Here is an 18,338-nt window from a genome sequence, read left to right on the forward strand (position 1 = left end):
GCGCTACGGTTCCGGGGCGGGCGCCGGCGGGGATGCGTCGGCCCAGCGTTCGCGGATCTCCAGGATCGCCGGCAGGCATTGCTGGAACAGCGATACCAGCTCGGGATCGAGGTGCGAGCCGCTGCTGCGCCGGATGTGCTCCACCGCGTCCCCGATCGGCCACGCCGCCTTGTACGGGCGCACGCTCGTGAGCGCGTCGAACACGTCGGCCAGCGCGACGATGCGCGCGACGTGGGGAATCTCCTCGCCCCTGAGGCCGCGCGGATAGCCGCTGCCGTCCCACTTCTCATGGTGATTCTCGGCGATGACGCGCGCCATGTGCAACAGGCCGCCCGCCTCGTGCGTGCCGATGATCCGGCCGCCGATCGTGGTGTGCTCGCGCATGACCTGCCATTCCTGCTCGGTAAGCTTACCCGGCTTTTGCAGGATGGTGTCGGGGATGCCGATCTTGCCGACGTCGTGCATGGCCGCCGCATGCAGCAGGTCGTCGGCCGCCGCCTGGCTGTAGCCGGCGGCGAGCGCGAGCGTGTGCGCGTAGTAGCTCATGCGGATGACGTGCCGCCCGGTCTCGTTGTCCTTGTACTCGGCCGCCACGCCCAGGCACTGGACGATCTGCAGCCGGGTCTCGCGCAGCGCATGGACCCGTATCAGCGACAGGTGGTTGCGCACGCGCGCCTTGACGATGGCGGGGCTGAACGGCTTGTTGATGTAGTCCACCGCGCCCAGGTCGAAGCCGCGCTGCTCGTCGGCCTCCCGGGAAAGGGCCGAGACGAAGATGACCGGGATGCAGGCGGTCGCCGGCGACTGCTTCAGCACCTGGCAGGCTTCGTAGCCCGAGATGCCCGGCATCATCACGTCCAGCAGGATCAGGTCGGGCTGCTCGGCGCGGGCCAGCGCGATGGCCTTTTCCCCGTCCCTGGCGAAGAACAGGCGGTAGTCGTCCTGGAGCGTGTGGCGCAGCAACTGCAGGTTGGTGGGTTCGTCGTCCACCAGCAGCAGGGTCTGGCGGGGGTCGGTGAGTTTTCTCATATGGTGCTGCCGGACGGGCGCCTGGCCAGGCTCTCCAGGATTCGCCGCGCGAGGGCCGCGGCCTGCGCGAAGTCGAAGGCGTCGATGGCGTCGTTCAGCGCCTCGCACCGGGTGTGTTCGCCGCGCCGGCGCAGCCACGCGTTCACGGCGCCGAGGGCCGGTGCGTTCAGCTCGCTGCGCTCCAGGCAGGCGAGCAGGTCCTCCATCTGCCGGCACGTTTCCTCGTCGTCCGCCTCGTCGCAGGGACCGGGGGCGGGCGCCACGGGCGCGGCCGCCGAGGGCGATGCGGAGGGTGCCGGGGAAGGTGCGAGGGAAGGCGCCGGCGCGAGCGTGCCGGACTGCCGCAATTCCTCCGCGGCGTCGGCCAGCATGTCGCGCAGCCGGGTCAGCTGCGGCCGGACCTCTTCCCGCGCGCCGCCCCGGATCTTGTCCTCGAGCGTGCTCGCCAGCTCGGTGACGCGCGGCAGGGCGAGGTTGCCGGCGGCGCCGCGGATGCCGTGCAGGCTGAACATGGCGGCGTCCCAGTCGATGTGCGGCGCATTCTCGTCGGGCAGCGGATGCCGCGCCGCCGCCTCGGCCAGGAACGTGCGCAGCGCCTGCGCCAGGCGCGCCTGGCCGCCCCACAGCGAAACGCCCAGCGTCCAGTCGATCAGGTGGCGGTGCTCGTCCGGCTTCTGCGGGTCCGGCCCGGCGTGTGGCGGCGTGGCGTCCAGGCCGAGGGCGCGCGCGATTTCCGCCAGCAGCTTGGGCGGGTCGAGCGGCTTCGCCGCGAAGCCGTTCATGCCCGCTTCGCGCGCGGCGCGCCGGTCGGAGTCCATCACGCTGGCGGTCAGCGCGATGACGGGGGTGGGCGCGGCGTTCGCGGCCTGCTCGCGCTGGCGGATCAGGCGGGTTGCCGACAGGCCGTCCATGCCGGGCATGTGCATGTCCATCAGCACGAGATCGAAGCGGCGCGACAGCGCCAGGCGGACCACCTCGTCGCCGTCGCCGGCCGCCGTGACCTTGTGGCCGCGCCCGGCCAGCATCAGCGTCAGCAGCTCCAGGTTCTGCGGCACGTCGTCGGCAATCAGGATGTCCAGCGGCGGCAGCGCGACGGCGCCGGCGTCCGCCGGCTGCGCGCCCGGCCTCGCGCCGTGGCGCAGCGGCAGCAGCACGTGGAACACGCTGCCCTCGCCGGGCACGCTGTCGGCGTAGATCGAGCCCGCCATCAGCTCCACCAGCTGCCGGGCGATGGTGGTGCCGAGTCCCGAGCCGCCGAAGCGGCGGCCGATGCTGGCATCGGCCTGGGAGAACGGATCGAAGATGGTCTGCAGTTGCTGGCTGCTCATGCCGATGCCGGTGTCCCTGACCCGGATGTGCACGAGGCCGTTCTCGGGCCGGAACTCGACCGTGACCGCGCCGCGCTCGGTGAACTTGATGGCGTTGCCGATCAGGTTGGTCAGCACCTGCTGGATGCGCAGCGGGTCGCCCTTGAAATACCGCTCCATGTCCTCCGGGTAGACCATCGTCAGCGCCAGGTTCTTGGCCTGGGCGCTCAGGCGCAGCGAGGCCAGGATGTGCTCGGTGACTTCCTTCAGCGAGAAGTCGATGGTCTCCAGTTCGAGCGCGCCTTTCTCCAGCCGGGTCGTGTCGAGGATATCGTTGAGCAGTCCCAGCAGGGAGCGGGACGATTGCCGGATGGTGGTCAGGTGGCTGCGCTGCAGCGGCGTCAGCTCGCCCTTGAGGAGCAATTCGGTGAAGCCGATGATGGCGTTCATCGGCGTGCGAATCTCGTGGCTCATGTTGGCGAGGAAGGTGCTCTTGGCCGAGGCCGCCTGCTCGGCCCGCTCGGCCGCCTCGCGCAGCGATTTCTCGAGATTGCGGCGCTCGGCGATGTTGGTCACGAAGCCGACGAACAGCGGCGCGCCGGGCAGCTCGACCCGTCCCACGGCGAGCCGGATGGGGATCAGGGTGCCGTCCTTGTGCAGGCCCTCGACCTCGCGGCCCGAGCCGATGATCCTGGGCACCCCGGACGTCAGGTAATTGTCCAGGTACTCGTCGTGGCGGGACTGGTCCGGCTCCGGCATCAGCATCTTGATGTTGCGGCCGATGACCTCGTGTGCCTGCCAGCCGAACAGGCGCTCGGCGGACTGGTTGAACGCCTGGATGATGCCGCGGCTGTCGATGGTGATGATGCCGTCCACGGCGGTCTCGACGATGGCGCGGATGCGCGATTCGCTCTCGCCCATCTTGCGGAACAGCAGGCGATAGCGGATCAGGCCGTTGGCGGCGAACACCAGGACGGTGACGGTGATCGTGAAGGTGGACAGGGCCAGCGACGCGAACGTGGTGTCGAGGATCATGCCCGTGGCGGGCGTGCCCGGCTGGCCGATGAAACGGGCCGCCGACATGCCCACGTAATGGGTGCCCGCGATGGCCAGCCCCATGACGCCGCCGGCGGCCAGGAGGCGCTGCAGCGCGCCGAGGCGCGACCGGTTGAGCCCGAAGCGGATCCAGATCGCCAGGATCGACAGCCCGGCCGCCAGCACGACGGACAGCGCGAAGCGGAGCGGGTCATAGCGCAGCAGCGGGCTCATCTGCATGGCCGCCATGCCGCTGTAGTGCATCGCGGCGATGCCCAGGCCGACCAGCGTGCCGGAGACGCATACCTGCCGCGCCGTGACCTCGGGCAGCGAGAGCCTGCGCAGTGCGACCCATGACGCGGCAAGCGCGGGCACGATGGACAGCAGGGTCAGCCCGGTGCCGTAGTGAACCGCGGTGCACAGCTGGAACGACAGCATGCCGATGAAGTGCATGGTCCAGATGCCGCCGCCCAGCGAGATGGCGCCGGTGCCGATGGCGATGTGGCGATGCAGGGGGATTTCGGCGCCGCGGGCGATGTGGGCGATCTGCAGCGCCATGATGGACGAGAACGCCGCCACCAGCACCGACAGCACGACCAGCCCCGCGTCGTAGGTGCCGTGCAGGAACGGGATGTCCACGGACGGGTCGATAAAGATGTGCTTGAATCCTCCCATGTGCGGGAATCCTTTCCACTACGGTCGATGACGGGCTGAACGGGCCCGGCCGTCCATGTCGAGGCGAGTCGGGAACGGCCGGAATTCCGGTAATGCAAAAAAAAAGCGGCGTCTTCCTCCGTGAAAAATATCAACGGCAGGCCGGGCGGATTCTTTAGCTTCGGGGCCGGTCGCGCTAATCCTGCGGCGCCGGCTGCGCCGTCATCGCCTTGGCGACGACCGCACGTACCTGATTCCGGCCGGAGGACTTGGCCTCGTACAACTGTTCGTCCGCGATCGAAACCAGTTTCTCCGGGCTGCCGCCGTCGATGGGCCGGCAGCTCGCGCATCCGATGCTGAGCGTCAGCCGTCCCGTTTCGCTGCCGCGATTCGAGATGTCGAGGGCCTCGACATTGCCGCGGATCGTTTCCGCCACGCGCGCGGCGCCGTCGCGCCCGGTGCCGGGCAGCACGACCGTGAACTCCTCGCCGCCGTACCGGGCCGCCACGTCCACCGATCGCCTCACAGACTCGGCAATGCATTTCGCCACGGTGGCGAGAATTTCGTCGCCCGCGGCATGCCCGTACGTGTCGTTGAACAGCTTGAAGCGGTCGATGTCGATGAACAGGATGGACATCTCGTTCTTGTCGCGCACCGCGCGGTCCCATTCGCCCTGAAGCCGCTCATCCAGCGTGCGCCGGTTGTCCAGCCTGGTGAGCGGATCGGTGGTGGCAAGACGCGTCAGCTCGGCCTCCGCGCGCAACTTGTCGCGCAGCGTGTAGGCAAGCAGCCACGCTCCGGCGATCAGCACCATGCCCCACAGGCCGGCGACACAGGCCGTCACGACGAATTGCCGGCGCCATCGCCCGGCCACATCCTCCATCGACGGGGCGACCACGGCAATGAGCGGCAAGTCCGGAACGTGCCGGTACGTATACAGGCGCTCGATCGCGCCTGTCCCGGTCGCGATCACCGAACCGCTGCCGCGCGCGGCCATCGGCCTGAACGCCGGCAAGCCGGCCACGCTGGTGCCGACTCTACTCTCCGAGAACGGCTTTGCGGCCAGCACCGTGCCGTCGTCGAGCAGGATCTCGACGATCCCCGGCGCCACCACGTTTATCCTGTCGAACAGCCGCTGGAAGAATTCGAGGCGTACCTCGAAGAAGGCAATGCCCGCAAACGATCCGTCCGGGCCGTTGATGCGGCGCGTCAGCGCGATGGCCAGCTTGCCGTCGTTGATCCGCGAGCGGAACGGATGCGAAACGACCAGGCCCGCCGACGGGTTGTTCCGTTGCCTGAAGAAATAGTCGCGGTCGCTCAGCCGCAAGGCGGGGTCCGTTTCCTTGCCGTCCCATGAGGCGAGGATCCGGCCGGACGCGTCGACAATGAACTTGCCGTCGACATAGGCGCTGTCGGGCAGGCTGCGGAACAGCGCCCGGTCTTGCAGGCCGGTGGACAGTGGCCACGCCCGCAGCGCTTCCACGCTGCGGACCAGATCCTGGAGCTGAACGTCGTAGAACCGGAAATTGCGTTCGAGATCGAGCGCGATGATCGAATTCAGGTTCTCCGAGGTTTCGCGCGCGTGGTCGATGACCTCATGGCGGCTGACCGCCATCATCGCGAGCGGCACGATCATCACCACGACGGCGGCCAGCGTTCCCGCCATGCCCACCGCATACGGGTGGTTGCCGATCATCCGGGCCGCGCCGGCCATCGCCCGCGACAGCGGATGGCGCCGTGGCGATGCGGCAGGCGGGGCGGGAGCGTCCTTGACGGGAGCGTCCATGATCGGCCTCCGTGAAGCATGTCGAAAAACGTCGTTATGTCCGGGCCGGCGAATGCCCGCCGGCTTGCCTGGCGCAAAGACCGCCGCCGGCTGGCGCGCGTCGGGGCATGCCGCGGGTTGCGGGCAAGCCACTGCCGGAAGAGGGTCGTTCGATAACGTCCGGGGCACAAAGGCAACCAGCCAGCACTGTACCCGGTTGCCGTGGCGCCGTGTACGGCGGCGCGGCGGCCTGGGGCGCCGGAAGCCCCGCGCGGATTCGCGTCAGGCGTCGACCTCAGGCGCCGACATCGCGCCCGGCGAATGCGCGTTCACAGTTTTTCACAATTGCCTTCTAAGGGTTTCCACTTAGCTCTCCGTTAACTTGATAACGGAAGGGGACTTGCTCGTCAGGGCATCCCCTTTACCTTCTGGCCATCAAGAATACGCATGAACAGCGGCATTGCCTTTATCACTCCCCCGGCCCGCGCCGCGCTGCCGCGCGCCTGCGGCCCTCAGGCGCGCGTCCCGAGCCTGGCGCTGCGCGACATGGCGCGGCAGGCCGACGCCATCATGTACTTCACGCTGGTCTGTTCCGTCGTGGTGGCATGGCTGATCGGGCTGTACTACGCGCAGACGGGGCTGGCCCTGACCGGCGGCGGCTTGTCCCTGCTGGTGGGCAGCGCCGCGTTCTTCCAGGCGCGCGGCACGGCGCTGTCCCGCAGCCTGCTTACCATCTGCAATGTCGTTCTCGTGGCGCTGCATATCCAGCTTGCCCACGGGACCACCGAATTCCATTTCGGGGTATTCGTGCTGCTCGGGCTGCTCCTGGTCTACCGCGACGTGGGCGTGCTGCTGCTCGCGGCGGGGCTGTTCGCGGTGCATCATCTCGCGTTCGACCGGCTCCAGGCGCTGAACTTCATGGTGTTCTGCACCGAGAGCGCGAATCTGCCGCGCACGTTGCTGCATGCGGCCTATGTCGTCATGCAGACCGCCGTCGAGATGTTTCTCGCCCGGCGGCTGCGCGTCGCGGCCCTGGAGGCGGCGGAACTGTCGGCAATCGTCGGCCAGGTGGATCGCGGCGGCAGGATCTGCCTCGACGTCGGGCACATCCCGGTCACCGCGCCGATCGCGACCGTGCTCAAGTCCACCATTGCGAAGATGGAAATCGCCATGCGGGACGTCAGCGCCAGTGCCTCGGGCGTCGAACGGGCGGCAATGGAGATCGCCAGCGGCAACGCCGACCTGAGCCGGAGAACCGAAGTCCAGGCCGGCAGCCTGCAGGAAACCGCCGCCTCGATGGAAACGCTCGCGCGCATCGTGAAGCAGAACGCCGAACATGCCCAGGACGCGAGCCGGCTCGCCGACGCGGCTTCGACCGTGGCGCGCGAAGGCGGCGCCGTGGTCGCCCAGGTCGTCGATACCATGCAGGGGATCGCGCAGAGCGCGAAGGAGGTGGTCGACATCATCGGCGTCATCGAAGGGATCGCGTTCCAGACCAACATTCTCGCGTTGAACGCGGCGGTGGAGGCGGCGCGCGCCGGCGAGCACGGCCGTGGTTTCGCCGTCGTGGCGTCGGAAGTGCGCGGTCTCGCGCAACGCTCGGCCACGGCCGCCCGCGACATCAAGCATCTGATCGAGAGTTCCACCAGCCGCGTGGACACCGGCACCGTGCTGGTCGATCAGGCCGGCACGACCATGCGGGACGTGGTGGAGAGCGTCGGGCGCGTGACGCGCATCGTGGGGGACATCACCGGCGCCAGCCGTGAGCAGGCCAGTGGCATTGCGCAGGTGCACGAGACCATCGTCCAGATGGACGAGATGACGCAGCACAATGCCGCGCTGGTCGAGCAGGCGGCTTCGGCCGCGGCGTCGCTGCACGAATCGGCGGAGGTCCTGCGCCAGGTCGTGAGCGCTTTCGGCAGTGGTGCCGGAGGGATGCGGGAATAGCGTGCGGAAGCCGGCCATGCGCCGCGCCGCCGCCATCGACCAATTTCCCGCGACTTTCCGCGACCGGCCGCCCGGCGGCCTGGCCGCGGACGTCCGCTCAATGATGCGGGAAACGCCGCCGGCCGGCCGTTCCGCGGCACCCCCGGGCATGCCGGGGAGCACGTCGCGGCAGCCTAGGCCCGCAGCGCGCCCAGCTCGGCCGCGCGCGCGTGGCGTGCGGCGGCGCCGTCCTGGCGGCCCGGCGTCAGCGCGTCGTACAGCGCGCTGGCAATCTCCTCGGCGCGCGCCGGCAGCACCGAGAGCAGCGTGTCGCTCAGGCCGTGGCTGCTCTGGCAGAAGCCTTGCAGGTAGACCGGCACCGCCAGCTCGGGCGCGGCCTGCACGCGATAGCTGCGGTCCACGGTGAAATCGCCCAGGTAGGGCGCCAGCGGCGCCAGCAGGCGGCGGTGGTTCTCGCGCTCGTAGCCGGTGGCCAGCACCACCGCGTCGTAGCGGCGCGTCTCGGTGGCTTCGCTGCCGGCGGGCGCGGTGTCGGCGATGGTCAGCTCGATGCCGGCCGGCGCCGCGTGGGCGGCCACCACCGTCTTGCAGGTCAGCAGGTTGACGCGGAACTGGCCGCTGACCTTCTGCCGGTACAGCAGCGCGTAGATGCGCTCGATCAGGTCGGCATCGATCACCGAGTAGTTGGTGTTCAGGTATGCCTGGATCAGCCGGTCGCGCCCGGCCTGGGCCTGCTCGTAGACCACGTCGGTATAGGCCGGCGCGAAGATCTCGTTGACGAACGGGCTGTCGTCGGCCGGCTTGAGCGCGGCGCCGCGCACGATCAGGTCGGCCTTCACGCCGGGGTAGCTGTCGTGCAGGTCGATGAAGGCCTCGGCCGCGCTCTGGCCGGCGCCGATCACGGCGATGCGCATGGGCTTGCCGCTGGCGCACGGCTGGCGGCCGATCCAGTCGAGGTAGCCGGAATGGTGGCACAGCCGCGCGTCGCCCCGCAGGCCGGCGAAGACCTCGGGAATGCGCGGCGTGCCGCCGGTGGACAGCACGATGGCGCGCGCGTCGCGCGCGCGCTCGCGGCCCGCGGCGTCGGTGGAGACCACGCGCACGCGCGTGATGGCGTCGCCGTGGCGCTCGGGCTCGATGCGGGCCACTTCTTCGCCGTAGCTGCACTGCTCGGCGAAGTGGCCGGCGGCCCAGCGCAGGTAGTCGTCGTACTCCAGCCGGCTCGGGTAGAACGTGCGCAGGTTGATGAAGTCCACCAGCCGCCCGTGGCGGTGCAGGTAGTTGACGAAGCTGTACGGGCTGGTGGGATTGCGCATCGACACCAGGTCCTTGAGGAAGGAGATCTGCATCTCGCTCTGCGCCACCAGCGTGTTGCCGTGCCAGTGGTAGGTGCGCTGCTTTTCCAGGAAATGCGCGTCGAGCGGGCGGCCCGCGCCGGCCTGTTCCTGCAGGGCGATGGCCAGCGCCAGGTTGGACGGCCCGAAGCCGATGCCGACCAGGTCGTGGACGGCGGTGGATGCGTCGCGTAGCGTCATGAGTTCGGTCCTTGATGGATGGGTCACGGAAAGCGCAGCGTGGCGGCGCGGATCAGGCGCCGGGCGTGCTGGCACTGGCGGGGGCGGGGTTGGCGGCGGGCAGCAGCAGGTGCTCGCCGAAGAAACGTTCGCGCAGCAGCATCACCAGCATGGCGCGCTTGTGCGGGAAATCGAACTCCTTGATCTTGGAGAAGCCGGCCTTGTCGAGGTTGGCGATCTGGCGCGCGTGGTCGGCGCGCGGCTCGCCGACGATGCGCTGGGTGCGCGCGTCGTCCAGGAACTGGTAGTGCTGGATGGCGGGGAACCACGCCGTCAGGAACGACTTGCCGCGGAACGCCGGCTCGCCGATCAGCACGTGCCAGCCGCGGTCGTGGTCCTGCACGTCGTAGAACGGCGCGATGCGGTTCTCCCTGGCCCAGTACACCTCGAAGTAGCCGAACGGCTGGTCGTCGAACGCGGCGATCAGCGGCAGCATGTGCGGGTCGTCGAGCAGCCCCTGCAGGTAGGCGCGGTGCCTGGCCTCGTCGCCTTCCTCCTGCCAGAAGTAGGCCACGTCGGGGTCGTTCATCCAGCGGTGCAGCAGCGGCAGGTCCTGTTCCAGCGTGGCCGCGCGCAGCGTCAGCGTCCGGTCCAGCCACGGGATGTGGCGGGCGTAGACCACGCCGCCCGGTTTGGGCGGGCGCAGCGGATGGCGGCGGCCGGCGGTGAGCGCGTAGCGCAGCGGGTAGGCGCCGGGCGTGGGCGCCATCCACAGTTCGGGCAACTGCCACAGCATCTCGGCCAGCGCCACCGTGCCGCGCGCGGCGTCCCGCACCAGCGCGCCGCGCTCAAGCAGCGCGCGCTCGCAGCCGCGCGCTTCCAGCTGCACGGGCAGCGCGCGCGGCGCGCCGTGGGCGAAGCAGGCATCCAGCGCGGCCAGCGTGGCGCGCGCCAGCGCGTCATCGTCCAGCGCGCTTTCGCGCAGGCGCAGCGTGCCGCCGTCGAAGGCGAAGCTGGCCAGCGTGGCGCCATCGCGCGACACGGTGAGCCGCGCGCCGTCGAAGCGGCTCTCGCAGCCGCCGTCCGGCTGCGCGGCGAAGGAGCGGAAGCGCGCGAAGGGTTTGACGGCGTCGGGCGTGGCGTCGGGAGTAATAGCGGGCGTTGCGGCGGAAGTCGGGGTCGACATGGCGAATCCTGGCGATGCGATTGAATGCGGTGCGATGCGCTCGGGGCCGGCGCGTGGCGGCGGCATGCCATGCGCGCCTTCCCTACCGAGACGAGGCGCGCGCGCGCGAATTTAGTCCGGCCAGTCCGGCGGCCGGCGCGGTCAGGCCGCCCGCGCCACGGCGTCCGGCTCCGCGCCGGCCAGCCCGAACGCCTGCGCCAGCGCCCGCGCGATGTCGTCGTGCGCGTCTTCGGCCTCGCCGACGATATTGCCCATGCGCAGGAACTCGTGGACCATGCCCGGGTATTCGCGCAGCGTCACCGCCACGCCGGCCTCGGCGAGCTTGCGCGCATAGGCGCGGCCTTCGTCCAGCAGCGGATCGCACTCGGGCAGCACCAGCAGCGCCGGCGCCACGCCGCGGTGGTCGGGCGCCAGCAGCGGCGCGAAGCGCCAGTCGAGGCGGTCGCGCTCGTCGCGCAGGTACTGGCGGTAGAACCAGTCGATGGTCTCGCTGTCGAGCAGGTAGCCGTGGCCATAGCGCTGGTGCGAGGGCGTGTCCTGGCGCCCGCCCAGGCCCGGGTAGCACAGCACTTGCAGGCACGGCTGCGGCAGCGCCGGGTCGTCGCGCGCGGCCAGCGCCAGCATGGCGCCCAGGGTGCCGCCGGCGCTGTCGCCGCCGATGGCGATGCGCGCGGTGTCCAGCCCGAGCGCCGCGCCGTGCGCGCCGAGCCAGGCCAGCGCGTCCACCGCGTCGTCGGCGGCGCACGGGAAGCGGTGCTCGGGCGCCAGCCGGTAGGCCACCGACAGCACCGCGCACGGCGTGCGCGCGGCCAGCGAGCGGCACAGCGAATCGTGCGAGTCCAGGCTGCCCACGGTGAAGCCGCCGCTGTGGAAATGCAGCAGCACCGGCAGCGGCGGCCCCGCGTGCGTCGCGCGCGGCGCGAACAGCCGCGCGCCGATGTGGCCGCCGTCGCGCGTGGGCAGCGTCAGCGCTTCCACGCGCGCCAGCGGCACTGGCGGCAGGTCGAGCGCGCCGGACGCGTCGTCGAATTCGCGGCGCGCCCGGGCCGGCGTCAGGTGATGGATGGCGGGGCGCTTGCCGCTGGCGGTGGCGCTTTCCACCATGTCGAGCAGCGCTTCGAGGTCGGGATGCAGTGGCATGGGAAATCGGGTCCGTGGAATGGTGGAGCGGCGGCGCGGGCGCTCAGGCGGCCGGCGCCGCCAGGGCGTCGTGCCGATGCGCCGGCTGCGCCGGCGGGGCGGCCTGCGGCGCGGGCGTGCCGCCGTCGCGCGCGATCTGGCCGTTCTCGATCTTGATCACGCGGTCGGCCACGCCGAAGTAGCGGTCGTCGTGCGAGATCACCAGCACCGCCTTGCCCTGCGCGCGCAGCTCGGGCAGCACCTCGCGGTAGAAGATCTCCTTGAACAGCGGGTCCTGGTCGGCCGCCCATTCGTCGAGCACCAGCACCGGGCGCCGCTCCAGGCAGGCCACGATCAGCGCCAGCCGCTTGCGCTGGCCCTGCGACAGCGCCTGCGTGGTGAAGCGCCCGGCGCGCACGCTGACCTTGTGGCCGAGCTGGAAGCGCTCGATCAGGCGGTTGGCCAGCGCCTCGTCGCGCGGGTCGTGCGCCAGCAGGGTCTCGAACAGGTGGAAATCGGAGAACACCGCGGAGAACAGCGCGCGGTAGTCCGCCAGGTGGGCCGGGTCGACCGCCGCGCCGTTGTGGCGCGCCTCGCCGGCCAGCGCCGGGTAGAGCCCGGCCAGCAGCTTGGCCAGCGTGGTCTTGCCGCTGCCGTTGCCGCCCACCAGGAACACGATCTCGCCGGCGCGCAGCTCCAGGTCGAGCGGGCCCAGCGCGAAGAAGCTGTTCTCGGCCTCGTGGAAATAGCGGTGGCTGGCGCCGGCCAGCGCCACCGAGACGAACGGCGCCGCGGGCAGCGCGCGCGCGGGCGCTTCCGGCTCGGCGTCGGCGCCCAGCGCCTCGATGCGCGCGTAGGCCAGGCGCCCCATGCTCAGTGCCGGCAGCGCGTTGAGCAGCGACTCCAGCGGCGACATGATGTACAGGAACATGATGGTGAAGCCGGTCATCACCGCCGGCGCCAGCGGCGTGGCGCGCGGCATGAACAGCACGCCGCCGATCACCGCGAAGAACAGGAAGCTGCCGAAGCCCAGCGCCACGAAGAAGATCGACAGCCCGCGCGTGCGCGCGCCGCGCACCGCCTCCAGCGAGGCTTCCAGCCCGTCGCGCAGGAAGCTGTGCTGCTTGTCCTGGTTGAGCTTGAGCTCGCGCGCGCCCGCCACCAGCGCCTTGAACTGGCCATGCAGCGCGTCCTGCGCGGCGCTGGCCTGCTTCAGGTGCACCAGCGCGCGGCGGTGGTTGCGGTGGTAGAACCACGAGCCCGCCAGGATGATGGCGCAGGCCACGGCGAAGGTCTGCCACGACAGCCACGCCAGGTAGGCCAGGCAGCCCAGCACCACCATCGCGTTGGTCAGCACCACCGGGATCACCGACAGGCCGTTGGCCACGTGAGTGCTGTCGTCGGCCAGCGCGGCCTGCACGCGCGCGTTGCCGGTCTGCTCGATATGCGCGTAGGGCGCGCCGATGAAGCGCGCGCAGATCTGCGCGCGGATGCGCGCCAGCGCGCTCTGGCTGATCTGCACGAACAGCGTGGAGGCCAGCGTGCGGCACGCCAGCACGGCCAGCGCCAGCGCCGCGAACGGCAGCGCCAGCCGCGCGGCCTCGGCGCCCTGCGTGGCCAGCACGCGGTTGATGACCGCGATCATGCCCACCGAGCACAGGCCGGCGGCCAGGCTGGCTGCGGCGGCCAGGACGATGGTGAGGCGCAGCTTGCGCGGCAGGGAGGAGAGAAGCGTCATGGGGTCGCGGAGGTGGCGGAAGGTGGCGGGCACTGCTGGATAGACGTGCGGCGCGCGGCGAAAGTTAGCGGCGGCCGCGCATCGCCCGCGCGGCGGCGGCGCCTTAAATTTCCGGCGGCGCGCTTCGTCACGGTGACGTGGGCGGCCTTGCCGGCATGGCCGCGCCGTCACGTCAGGAGATCCGATGATTGCTTCGCTGGCCCCGTTCTTCGCCGGGGCCTTGCGCCCGTTCGGCGAGCGCGTGGGCGTGGCCGCCGCGCGGCCGGCAGCCCCGGCCGGCGGCGCGCCGTGGCAGGGCGCCTTCGGCCAGCCGCAGGCGCGCGACTGCCTCGCGCGGCAGGCGCGCGCGCTGGGCTGCGGCGACCTGCGCGCGCTGGCCGCCGCCTGGTTCCGCGACTACACGCTGGCGCTGCTGCCCAGCGCGCTGGTGGCGGCCGCGCTGCTGCGCCGGCAACTGCCGTTCGACGCGCCGCAGGCAATCTGGCACGGCGCGGCCGACGGCCTGCTGGCCTGCCTGCTGCTGCCGGACGAAGGCGAATGCCGGCAGGCGCCGCTGCCGGACCTGCTGGCGCCATTGGTGAACGCGCATCTGCCCGGCGTGGTGGCGGCGCTGTCGGCGGTGGCGAAGGTGTCGCCGCGCCTGCTGTGGTGCACGGGCGGGGTCGCCGCGGCCGGCGTGGCGCGGCAACTGGCCGCGCATCCGGCGCTGGGCGCGCCGGCGCGCGCGGAAGTGGCGGCGTGGATCGGCCAGGCGGTGTCGGACGGCGGCATCGCCAATCCGTACCACGGCGCCTTCCGGCCGGGCAGGGAACCCGGCACGCCGGGCGTGGCACCGCTGCGGCGCATCTGCTGCCTGAACCACCGGCTGCCCGGCGAGGGGCACTGCGGGACCTGTCCGCTGCCGCAGGCGCGCGCGGGGAAAATGGAAACCGTCGCGCAGACGGTCCCGGTGGCGGCCCGCTGATGCCGCGCCTGTCCGGCGTTATTCAGCGGCGCTATTCAGATTTCGGATCCTTCCACCTCATCGGCACCGGCATCGCCGCGCGCCGATACGCCTGCCGGCGCGCGGCGGCAGGCGCGGAACTGGCGCCACTGCCGCCACAGCAGCCGCGCGGTGACGCCGACCGGCACGGCCAGCCCCAGCCAGCACAGCCAGTCCCAGGCGCCGTCGCCGAAGATGCCCGCCGCCAGCCCGCCCAGCGAGAGCAGGCCGAGCAGGGCCGGCATCGGCCAGGTGTCGCGCATCAGGCGCCCGCCGTTGTGGTCGTTCACGTCCGTGTCCTTCATGCCTGGTCCCCCGAAAGCTGCGGCGGCTGCGGCTGCGGTGCGCGCGCGCCGGCGGCGCCGCGGCGCGGCCGCTTGAGCCAGAAGATGAAGCCGGTCACGGTGGCGCCGGCGGTGATGGCCGTGAGCAGCGCCCACAGCACCTGCAGCGGCCGCCCGGCGTAGTCGCCGAAATGGAACGGCGCCGACAGCAGCAGCACCTGCAGGTACCACGGCATGCCGCGCACCGCGGCCACCTTGCCGTCGCCGGCATCGACCAGCACGATGGCGTACACGCGCTTCTGCAGCTCGGTATGGCCGCGCAGCACCACGCCGTAGTGGCGGCCCGTGGAAAACTCGGTGCCGGGATAGAACACGAAGGCCGGGTCCTTGCCGGGCACCACGGCGCGGGCCGCGTCCAGCGCGCGGTCCACCGGCACCAGCGCGCCCGGCGCGGGGCCGGGCAGGGTGGCGATCAGGTGCTGCAGCTCGGTCTTCTGCCACAGGCCGATGATGAGCGGCGAGAACGACAGGAAGGTGCCGGTCAGCCCGACCACCAGCGCCCACACCATCACCACGATGCCGAACAGGTTGTGCAGGTCGGCCTGCACCACGCGCACCGGCTTGCCGAAGCGCAGCAGGCCGAAGGCCAGCTTGCGCATGAACGGGCCGTACAGCACCAGCCCGCTGACCAGGCTGGCCACCAGCAGCACGCCGATGAAGCCGATGAAGAACTGGCCCGGCAGGCCCAGGAACAGGTTCAGGTGCAGCTTGAGGATGAAGCCGCTGAAGGTCTCGCCGGGCGGGCCGGGCTTGCGCGTGGCGCCGGTGGCGGCGTCGAACTGGACGGTGGCGCCGTTGCGCAGCCTGGGCTCGCCGGGCGGGCCGACGCGCACGCCCACGGCGTCGGGGTCGTCGTCGCTGAACGAGACCGACTTGGGCGCCCAGCCGGGCCTGGCGGCGCGCGCCGCGTCCACCAGCGCCTGCAGCGGCGGGCGCGGCGCGCTGGCCGCCGCGCCGCGCTCGGCCGCCACGCTGCCGTGGTGGTCCTGGCCCAGCATGGCATCGATGTCTTCATGGAAGATCAGCAGCAGGCCGGTCACGCACAGCACCAGCAGGTTCAGCGTGCACAGCAGGCTGGTCCAGCGGTGGATGGCGTACCAGATGCGCAGCGTAGGCGCTTTCATGGGGGTCCTTTCTTATGCGTGCCGGTGCGCTGCCGCCGGCCCGTCCGTCGCCGGGCGGGCCGCGCGGTGCTTACCAGCGGTAGCTCAACGTGCCCACCACGGTGCGGTTGCGGCCGTAATAGCAGTTGGTGGCGCTGTCGCAGGCCGCCACGTAGGTCTTGTTGAACAGGTTGTTGACGTTCACGCGCAGCGTGTAGTGCTTGGCGATGGTGTAGCTGGCCGCCAGGTCGACCAGCGTGAACGACGGCACCGAAATCGTGTTGGTGGCATCGAAGCTGCCGCCCACGTAGCGCACGCCGCCGCCCAGCCACACGCCGGCCAGCGGGCCGCCGGAGAGGCGGTAGTCGGCCCACAGCGAAGCCATGTGCTTGGCCACGTAGGGCGGCACCTTGCCGGCATTGGGCGCGCCCGGGCCGGCCTTGGTCACTTCGGCATCGGTGTAGGTGTAGGACGCCAGCACGTTGAAGTTCGACGTCACCGCCCAGGTGCCTTCCAGCTCGATGCCGCGCGAGCTCACCTCGCCGATCTGCGAATAGAAGCCGTTGACCGGCGCGGTGGTCAGCACGTTGCGCTGGGTCAGGTCGAACAGCGAGATCTGCGCGAAGCTGCGCGAGTTGGCGGGCTGCCACTTGACGCCGGCCTCGTACTGGCGGCCGGTGGTGGGCTCGGGCGTGCCGCCGCCATAGATCAGCGTGCTGATGGCGGGCTCGAACGAGGTCGAGTAGCTGACGTACGGCGACAGGCCGAACGGACCTTCGTACAGCAGGCCGGCGCGGCCGGTGAAGCGGCCATCGTCGGTCTTGGTGGTGGAGGTGGCGTTGGTGGCGATGGTGCGCGTGTCGGTGTTGACCTTGGCCTTGTCGTAGCGGCCCGCCAGCTGCACCACGAAGCGCTTGTCGATCTTGACCTGGTCCTGCAGGTAGAAGCCGACCTGGTCGCGCGTGGTGTCGGTGTCGGTCTGGTAGGCCGGGCGCACGAAGTTGCCGTAGACCGGGTTGAACACGTTGAGCGCCGGCTCGTTGGCGCTCTGGCCGAACAGGCGGTCGAAGGTGGAGCGCTGGTAGTCCACGCCCACCAGGAAGGTGTGGTCGAAGATGCCGTGCGAGAGCTTGACCTGGGCCTGGTTGTCGATCGTAAACAGGCTGTACGACTCGTTCGAGATCAGGCCGATGCGGCGCAGGTTGAACGGGCCGGTGGTGTAGTTGGTCAGGCCGCCGTTGCCGCCGATGTCCTCGTAGCTCACGTGCAGGTGGGCGTAGCGCAGCTTCTGGCGCACCGTCAGCACGTCGTTGAAGCGGTGCGAGAACTCGTAGCCGACCATGTACTGCTCGCGCTTGAACAGGTCGAAGTCCGGCTCGCCGGTAAACAGGTCGGTGGGGATGCGCTGGCCGTTGCCGAGCCGGCTGACCGTGCCCACCGCGGGCAGGAAGTTGCCGCTGTTGCCCGAGCGGTCCTTGTAGGCCTGCGCGTAGAGCGTGAAGTTGGTGGCGTCGGTCGGGCGCCAGGTGATCTGCGGCGAGATGAACAGGCGGTTGTCGTCCACGTGCGGGGTCTGCGTGCCGCTGTCGCGCGCCAGCGCGGTGACGCGGTACAGCAGCTTGCCGTCCTGGTCGATCGGGCCGGTGAAGTCGCCGGAGACTTCCTTGCGCGCGTTGTTGCCCACGCTCACGTTGAGCTCGTGCTCCGGGGTGTCCTGCGGGCGCTTGCTGACCTGGTTGATCATGCCGCCCGGCGAGCTCTGGCCGTACAGCACCGACGCCGGCCCGCGCACGATGTCGATGCGCTCCAGGCTGTAGGGCTCCAGCTCCCAGCCGCCGTAGCCGCCGGAGTGGGGCAGCTTCAGGCCGTCCCAGTACTGGCCCTGCTGCGAGGCCAGGAAGCCGCGGATCAGGTAGTTGCCGCGGCGCGTGTCGTAGATCGGCTCGGTGCGCACGCCGGCGGTGTAGCGCAACGCTTCCTCGACCCGCTCCGCGCCCTGGGCGCGGATCTGGTCGGACGTCACCACGCTGATGGACTGCGGCGTCTCGGCGATGGTCGCGTCGGTCTTGGTGGCCGACACCGTGTTCCTGGCCCCGTAGACCGGCACGGCGGCGCTGTCGGCGCGCACGCTGACCGCCGGCAGCTGCGCCTCGCCCGAGGCTGCCGTGGTGGTGGCGCCGGACTGCGCGTGCGCCATCTGCGCCGATACCGCCAAGGCCAGCGCGCTCAGCGCAAGATGTCGGTGATTGGCCTGCGCCCTGCGCGACCCGACCGATTTGCCCGTTTTCATGTTTCTCCCCTAAGTCAAAAATCATCGCGGCGGCGGCGCGCGGCGCCGCGTGTTCCGCGATGGCGAAGCAGCACGCCACACGGCGCGCAAAACCCGCTGGAGGGCCGGGCCCGCGCCTGGCGGCCGGGCAGCCCGACAGATGGGCACGCCCCGGCGGGCCGGGCCGGTTCTGCGGCGGCGCGGCCTGCGGGTGGTCCCTGGAATTCCGTGATGGCCGCGATTGGCGATGGGGAGCCGGTGCGGCCCGCCCCGACGGCGCCGGCCCGCCTGCGAGGCAGGGCGGGCCGGTCCGGTGGCGCCTTGGCGCCGGGCGGTCATATCGACC

Annotated in this window: 12 protein-coding genes; 2 read left to right on the top strand and 10 right to left on the bottom strand. The window is 70.8% G+C overall.

Features of this window, described 5'->3' with window-relative positions:
- Positions 1 to 3: 3 nt before the first annotated feature.
- From ACWTPI_RS24430 to ACWTPI_RS24440, 3 genes are all read right to left on the bottom strand, one after another.
- Positions 4 to 1,029 (bottom strand): response regulator, encoded by a 1,026-nt coding sequence (locus ACWTPI_RS24430; protein WP_020203892.1) that lies wholly within the window; start codon positions 1,027 to 1,029, stop codon positions 4 to 6.
- The gene (locus ACWTPI_RS24435) at positions 1,026 to 4,046 is read right to left on the bottom strand and encodes an MHYT domain-containing protein (RefSeq protein ID WP_454732986.1); all 3,021 of its coding nucleotides are present in this window, start codon (positions 4,044 to 4,046) and stop codon (positions 1,026 to 1,028) included. Before ACWTPI_RS24435 ends, ACWTPI_RS24430 begins: the two co-directional genes overlap by 4 nt.
- Before the next feature lie 175 nt (positions 4,047 to 4,221).
- On the bottom strand, positions 4,222 to 5,811 hold the full coding sequence (locus tag ACWTPI_RS24440; RefSeq protein ID WP_454732987.1) for a diguanylate cyclase: 1,590 nt from the start codon (positions 5,809 to 5,811) through the stop codon (positions 4,222 to 4,224).
- Between the two features lie 426 nt (positions 5,812 to 6,237).
- Here ACWTPI_RS24440 and ACWTPI_RS24445 point away from each other — a divergent pair, with 426 nt between their 5' ends.
- Positions 6,238 to 7,737 carry a methyl-accepting chemotaxis protein gene (locus ACWTPI_RS24445; protein ID WP_454732988.1) on the top strand — a complete coding sequence of 500 codons (1,500 nt, stop codon included), beginning with the start codon at positions 6,238 to 6,240 and terminating at the stop codon, positions 7,735 to 7,737.
- A gap of 173 nt (positions 7,738 to 7,910) precedes the next feature.
- On the opposite strand, the gene ACWTPI_RS24450 is transcribed toward ACWTPI_RS24445, so the two are convergent.
- The 4 genes from ACWTPI_RS24450 to ACWTPI_RS24465 all read right to left on the bottom strand — a co-directional run bounded on the left by ACWTPI_RS24450 (position 7,911) and on the right by ACWTPI_RS24465 (position 13,294).
- Positions 7,911 to 9,272 (bottom strand): lysine N(6)-hydroxylase/L-ornithine N(5)-oxygenase family protein, encoded by a 1,362-nt coding sequence (locus ACWTPI_RS24450; RefSeq protein WP_454732989.1) that lies wholly within the window; start codon positions 9,270 to 9,272, stop codon positions 7,911 to 7,913.
- Between the two features lie 52 nt (positions 9,273 to 9,324).
- Complete coding sequence (locus ACWTPI_RS24455; protein WP_454732990.1) at positions 9,325 to 10,437, bottom strand: GNAT family N-acetyltransferase; 1,113 nt, start codon at positions 10,435 to 10,437, stop codon at positions 9,325 to 9,327.
- A gap of 141 nt (positions 10,438 to 10,578) precedes the next feature.
- Positions 10,579 to 11,577, bottom strand: coding sequence for an alpha/beta hydrolase (locus ACWTPI_RS24460; RefSeq protein WP_454732991.1), 999 nt, complete (start codon positions 11,575 to 11,577; stop codon positions 10,579 to 10,581).
- A gap of 43 nt (positions 11,578 to 11,620) precedes the next feature.
- Positions 11,621 to 13,294, bottom strand: coding sequence for a cyclic peptide export ABC transporter (locus ACWTPI_RS24465; protein WP_454732992.1), 1,674 nt, complete (start codon positions 13,292 to 13,294; stop codon positions 11,621 to 11,623).
- A 184-nt stretch (positions 13,295 to 13,478) separates the two neighbouring features.
- Here ACWTPI_RS24465 and fhuF point away from each other — a divergent pair, with 184 nt between their 5' ends.
- Complete coding sequence (fhuF, locus tag ACWTPI_RS24470; protein WP_454732993.1) at positions 13,479 to 14,258, top strand: siderophore-iron reductase FhuF; 780 nt, start codon at positions 13,479 to 13,481, stop codon at positions 14,256 to 14,258.
- A 35-nt stretch (positions 14,259 to 14,293) separates the two neighbouring features.
- On the opposite strand, the gene ACWTPI_RS24475 is transcribed toward fhuF, so the two are convergent.
- The 3 genes from ACWTPI_RS24475 to ACWTPI_RS24485 form a co-directional block, all read right to left on the bottom strand.
- Entirely contained in the window at positions 14,294 to 14,566 is a 273-nt protein-coding gene (locus tag ACWTPI_RS24475) for a hypothetical protein (protein WP_454732994.1), read from the bottom strand.
- Positions 14,567 to 14,577: 11 nt separating this feature from the next.
- Positions 14,578 to 15,744 (bottom strand): PepSY-associated TM helix domain-containing protein, encoded by a 1,167-nt coding sequence (locus tag ACWTPI_RS24480; protein WP_454732995.1) that lies wholly within the window; start codon positions 15,742 to 15,744, stop codon positions 14,578 to 14,580.
- A 70-nt stretch (positions 15,745 to 15,814) separates the two neighbouring features.
- A complete protein-coding gene (locus ACWTPI_RS24485) occupies positions 15,815 to 18,013 on the bottom strand; it encodes a TonB-dependent siderophore receptor (RefSeq protein ID WP_454732996.1) in 2,199 nt (732 codons plus the stop codon).
- Positions 18,014 to 18,338 lie beyond the last annotated feature (325 nt).

It is taken from the genome of Cupriavidus ulmosensis (assembly GCF_977008105.1).

Coding starts and splice junctions, on each gene's coding strand:
- ACWTPI_RS24430 (WP_020203892.1), bottom strand. CDS start 1,029: ATGAGAAAACTCACCGACCCCCGCCAGACCCTGCTGCTGGTGGACGAC.
- ACWTPI_RS24435 (WP_454732986.1), bottom strand. CDS start 4,046: ATGGGAGGATTCAAGCACATCTTTATCGACCCGTCCGTGGACATCCCG.
- ACWTPI_RS24440 (WP_454732987.1), bottom strand. CDS start 5,811: ATGGACGCTCCCGTCAAGGACGCTCCCGCCCCGCCTGCCGCATCGCCA.
- ACWTPI_RS24445 (WP_454732988.1), top strand. CDS start 6,238: ATGAACAGCGGCATTGCCTTTATCACTCCCCCGGCCCGCGCCGCGCTG.
- ACWTPI_RS24450 (WP_454732989.1), bottom strand. CDS start 9,272: ATGACGCTACGCGACGCATCCACCGCCGTCCACGACCTGGTCGGCATC.
- ACWTPI_RS24455 (WP_454732990.1), bottom strand. CDS start 10,437: ATGTCGACCCCGACTTCCGCCGCAACGCCCGCTATTACTCCCGACGCC.
- ACWTPI_RS24460 (WP_454732991.1), bottom strand. CDS start 11,577: ATGCCACTGCATCCCGACCTCGAAGCGCTGCTCGACATGGTGGAAAGC.
- ACWTPI_RS24465 (WP_454732992.1), bottom strand. CDS start 13,294: ATGACGCTTCTCTCCTCCCTGCCGCGCAAGCTGCGCCTCACCATCGTC.
- fhuF (WP_454732993.1), top strand. CDS start 13,479: ATGATTGCTTCGCTGGCCCCGTTCTTCGCCGGGGCCTTGCGCCCGTTC.
- ACWTPI_RS24480 (WP_454732995.1), bottom strand. CDS start 15,744: ATGAAAGCGCCTACGCTGCGCATCTGGTACGCCATCCACCGCTGGACC.
- ACWTPI_RS24485 (WP_454732996.1), bottom strand. CDS start 18,013: ATGAAAACGGGCAAATCGGTCGGGTCGCGCAGGGCGCAGGCCAATCAC.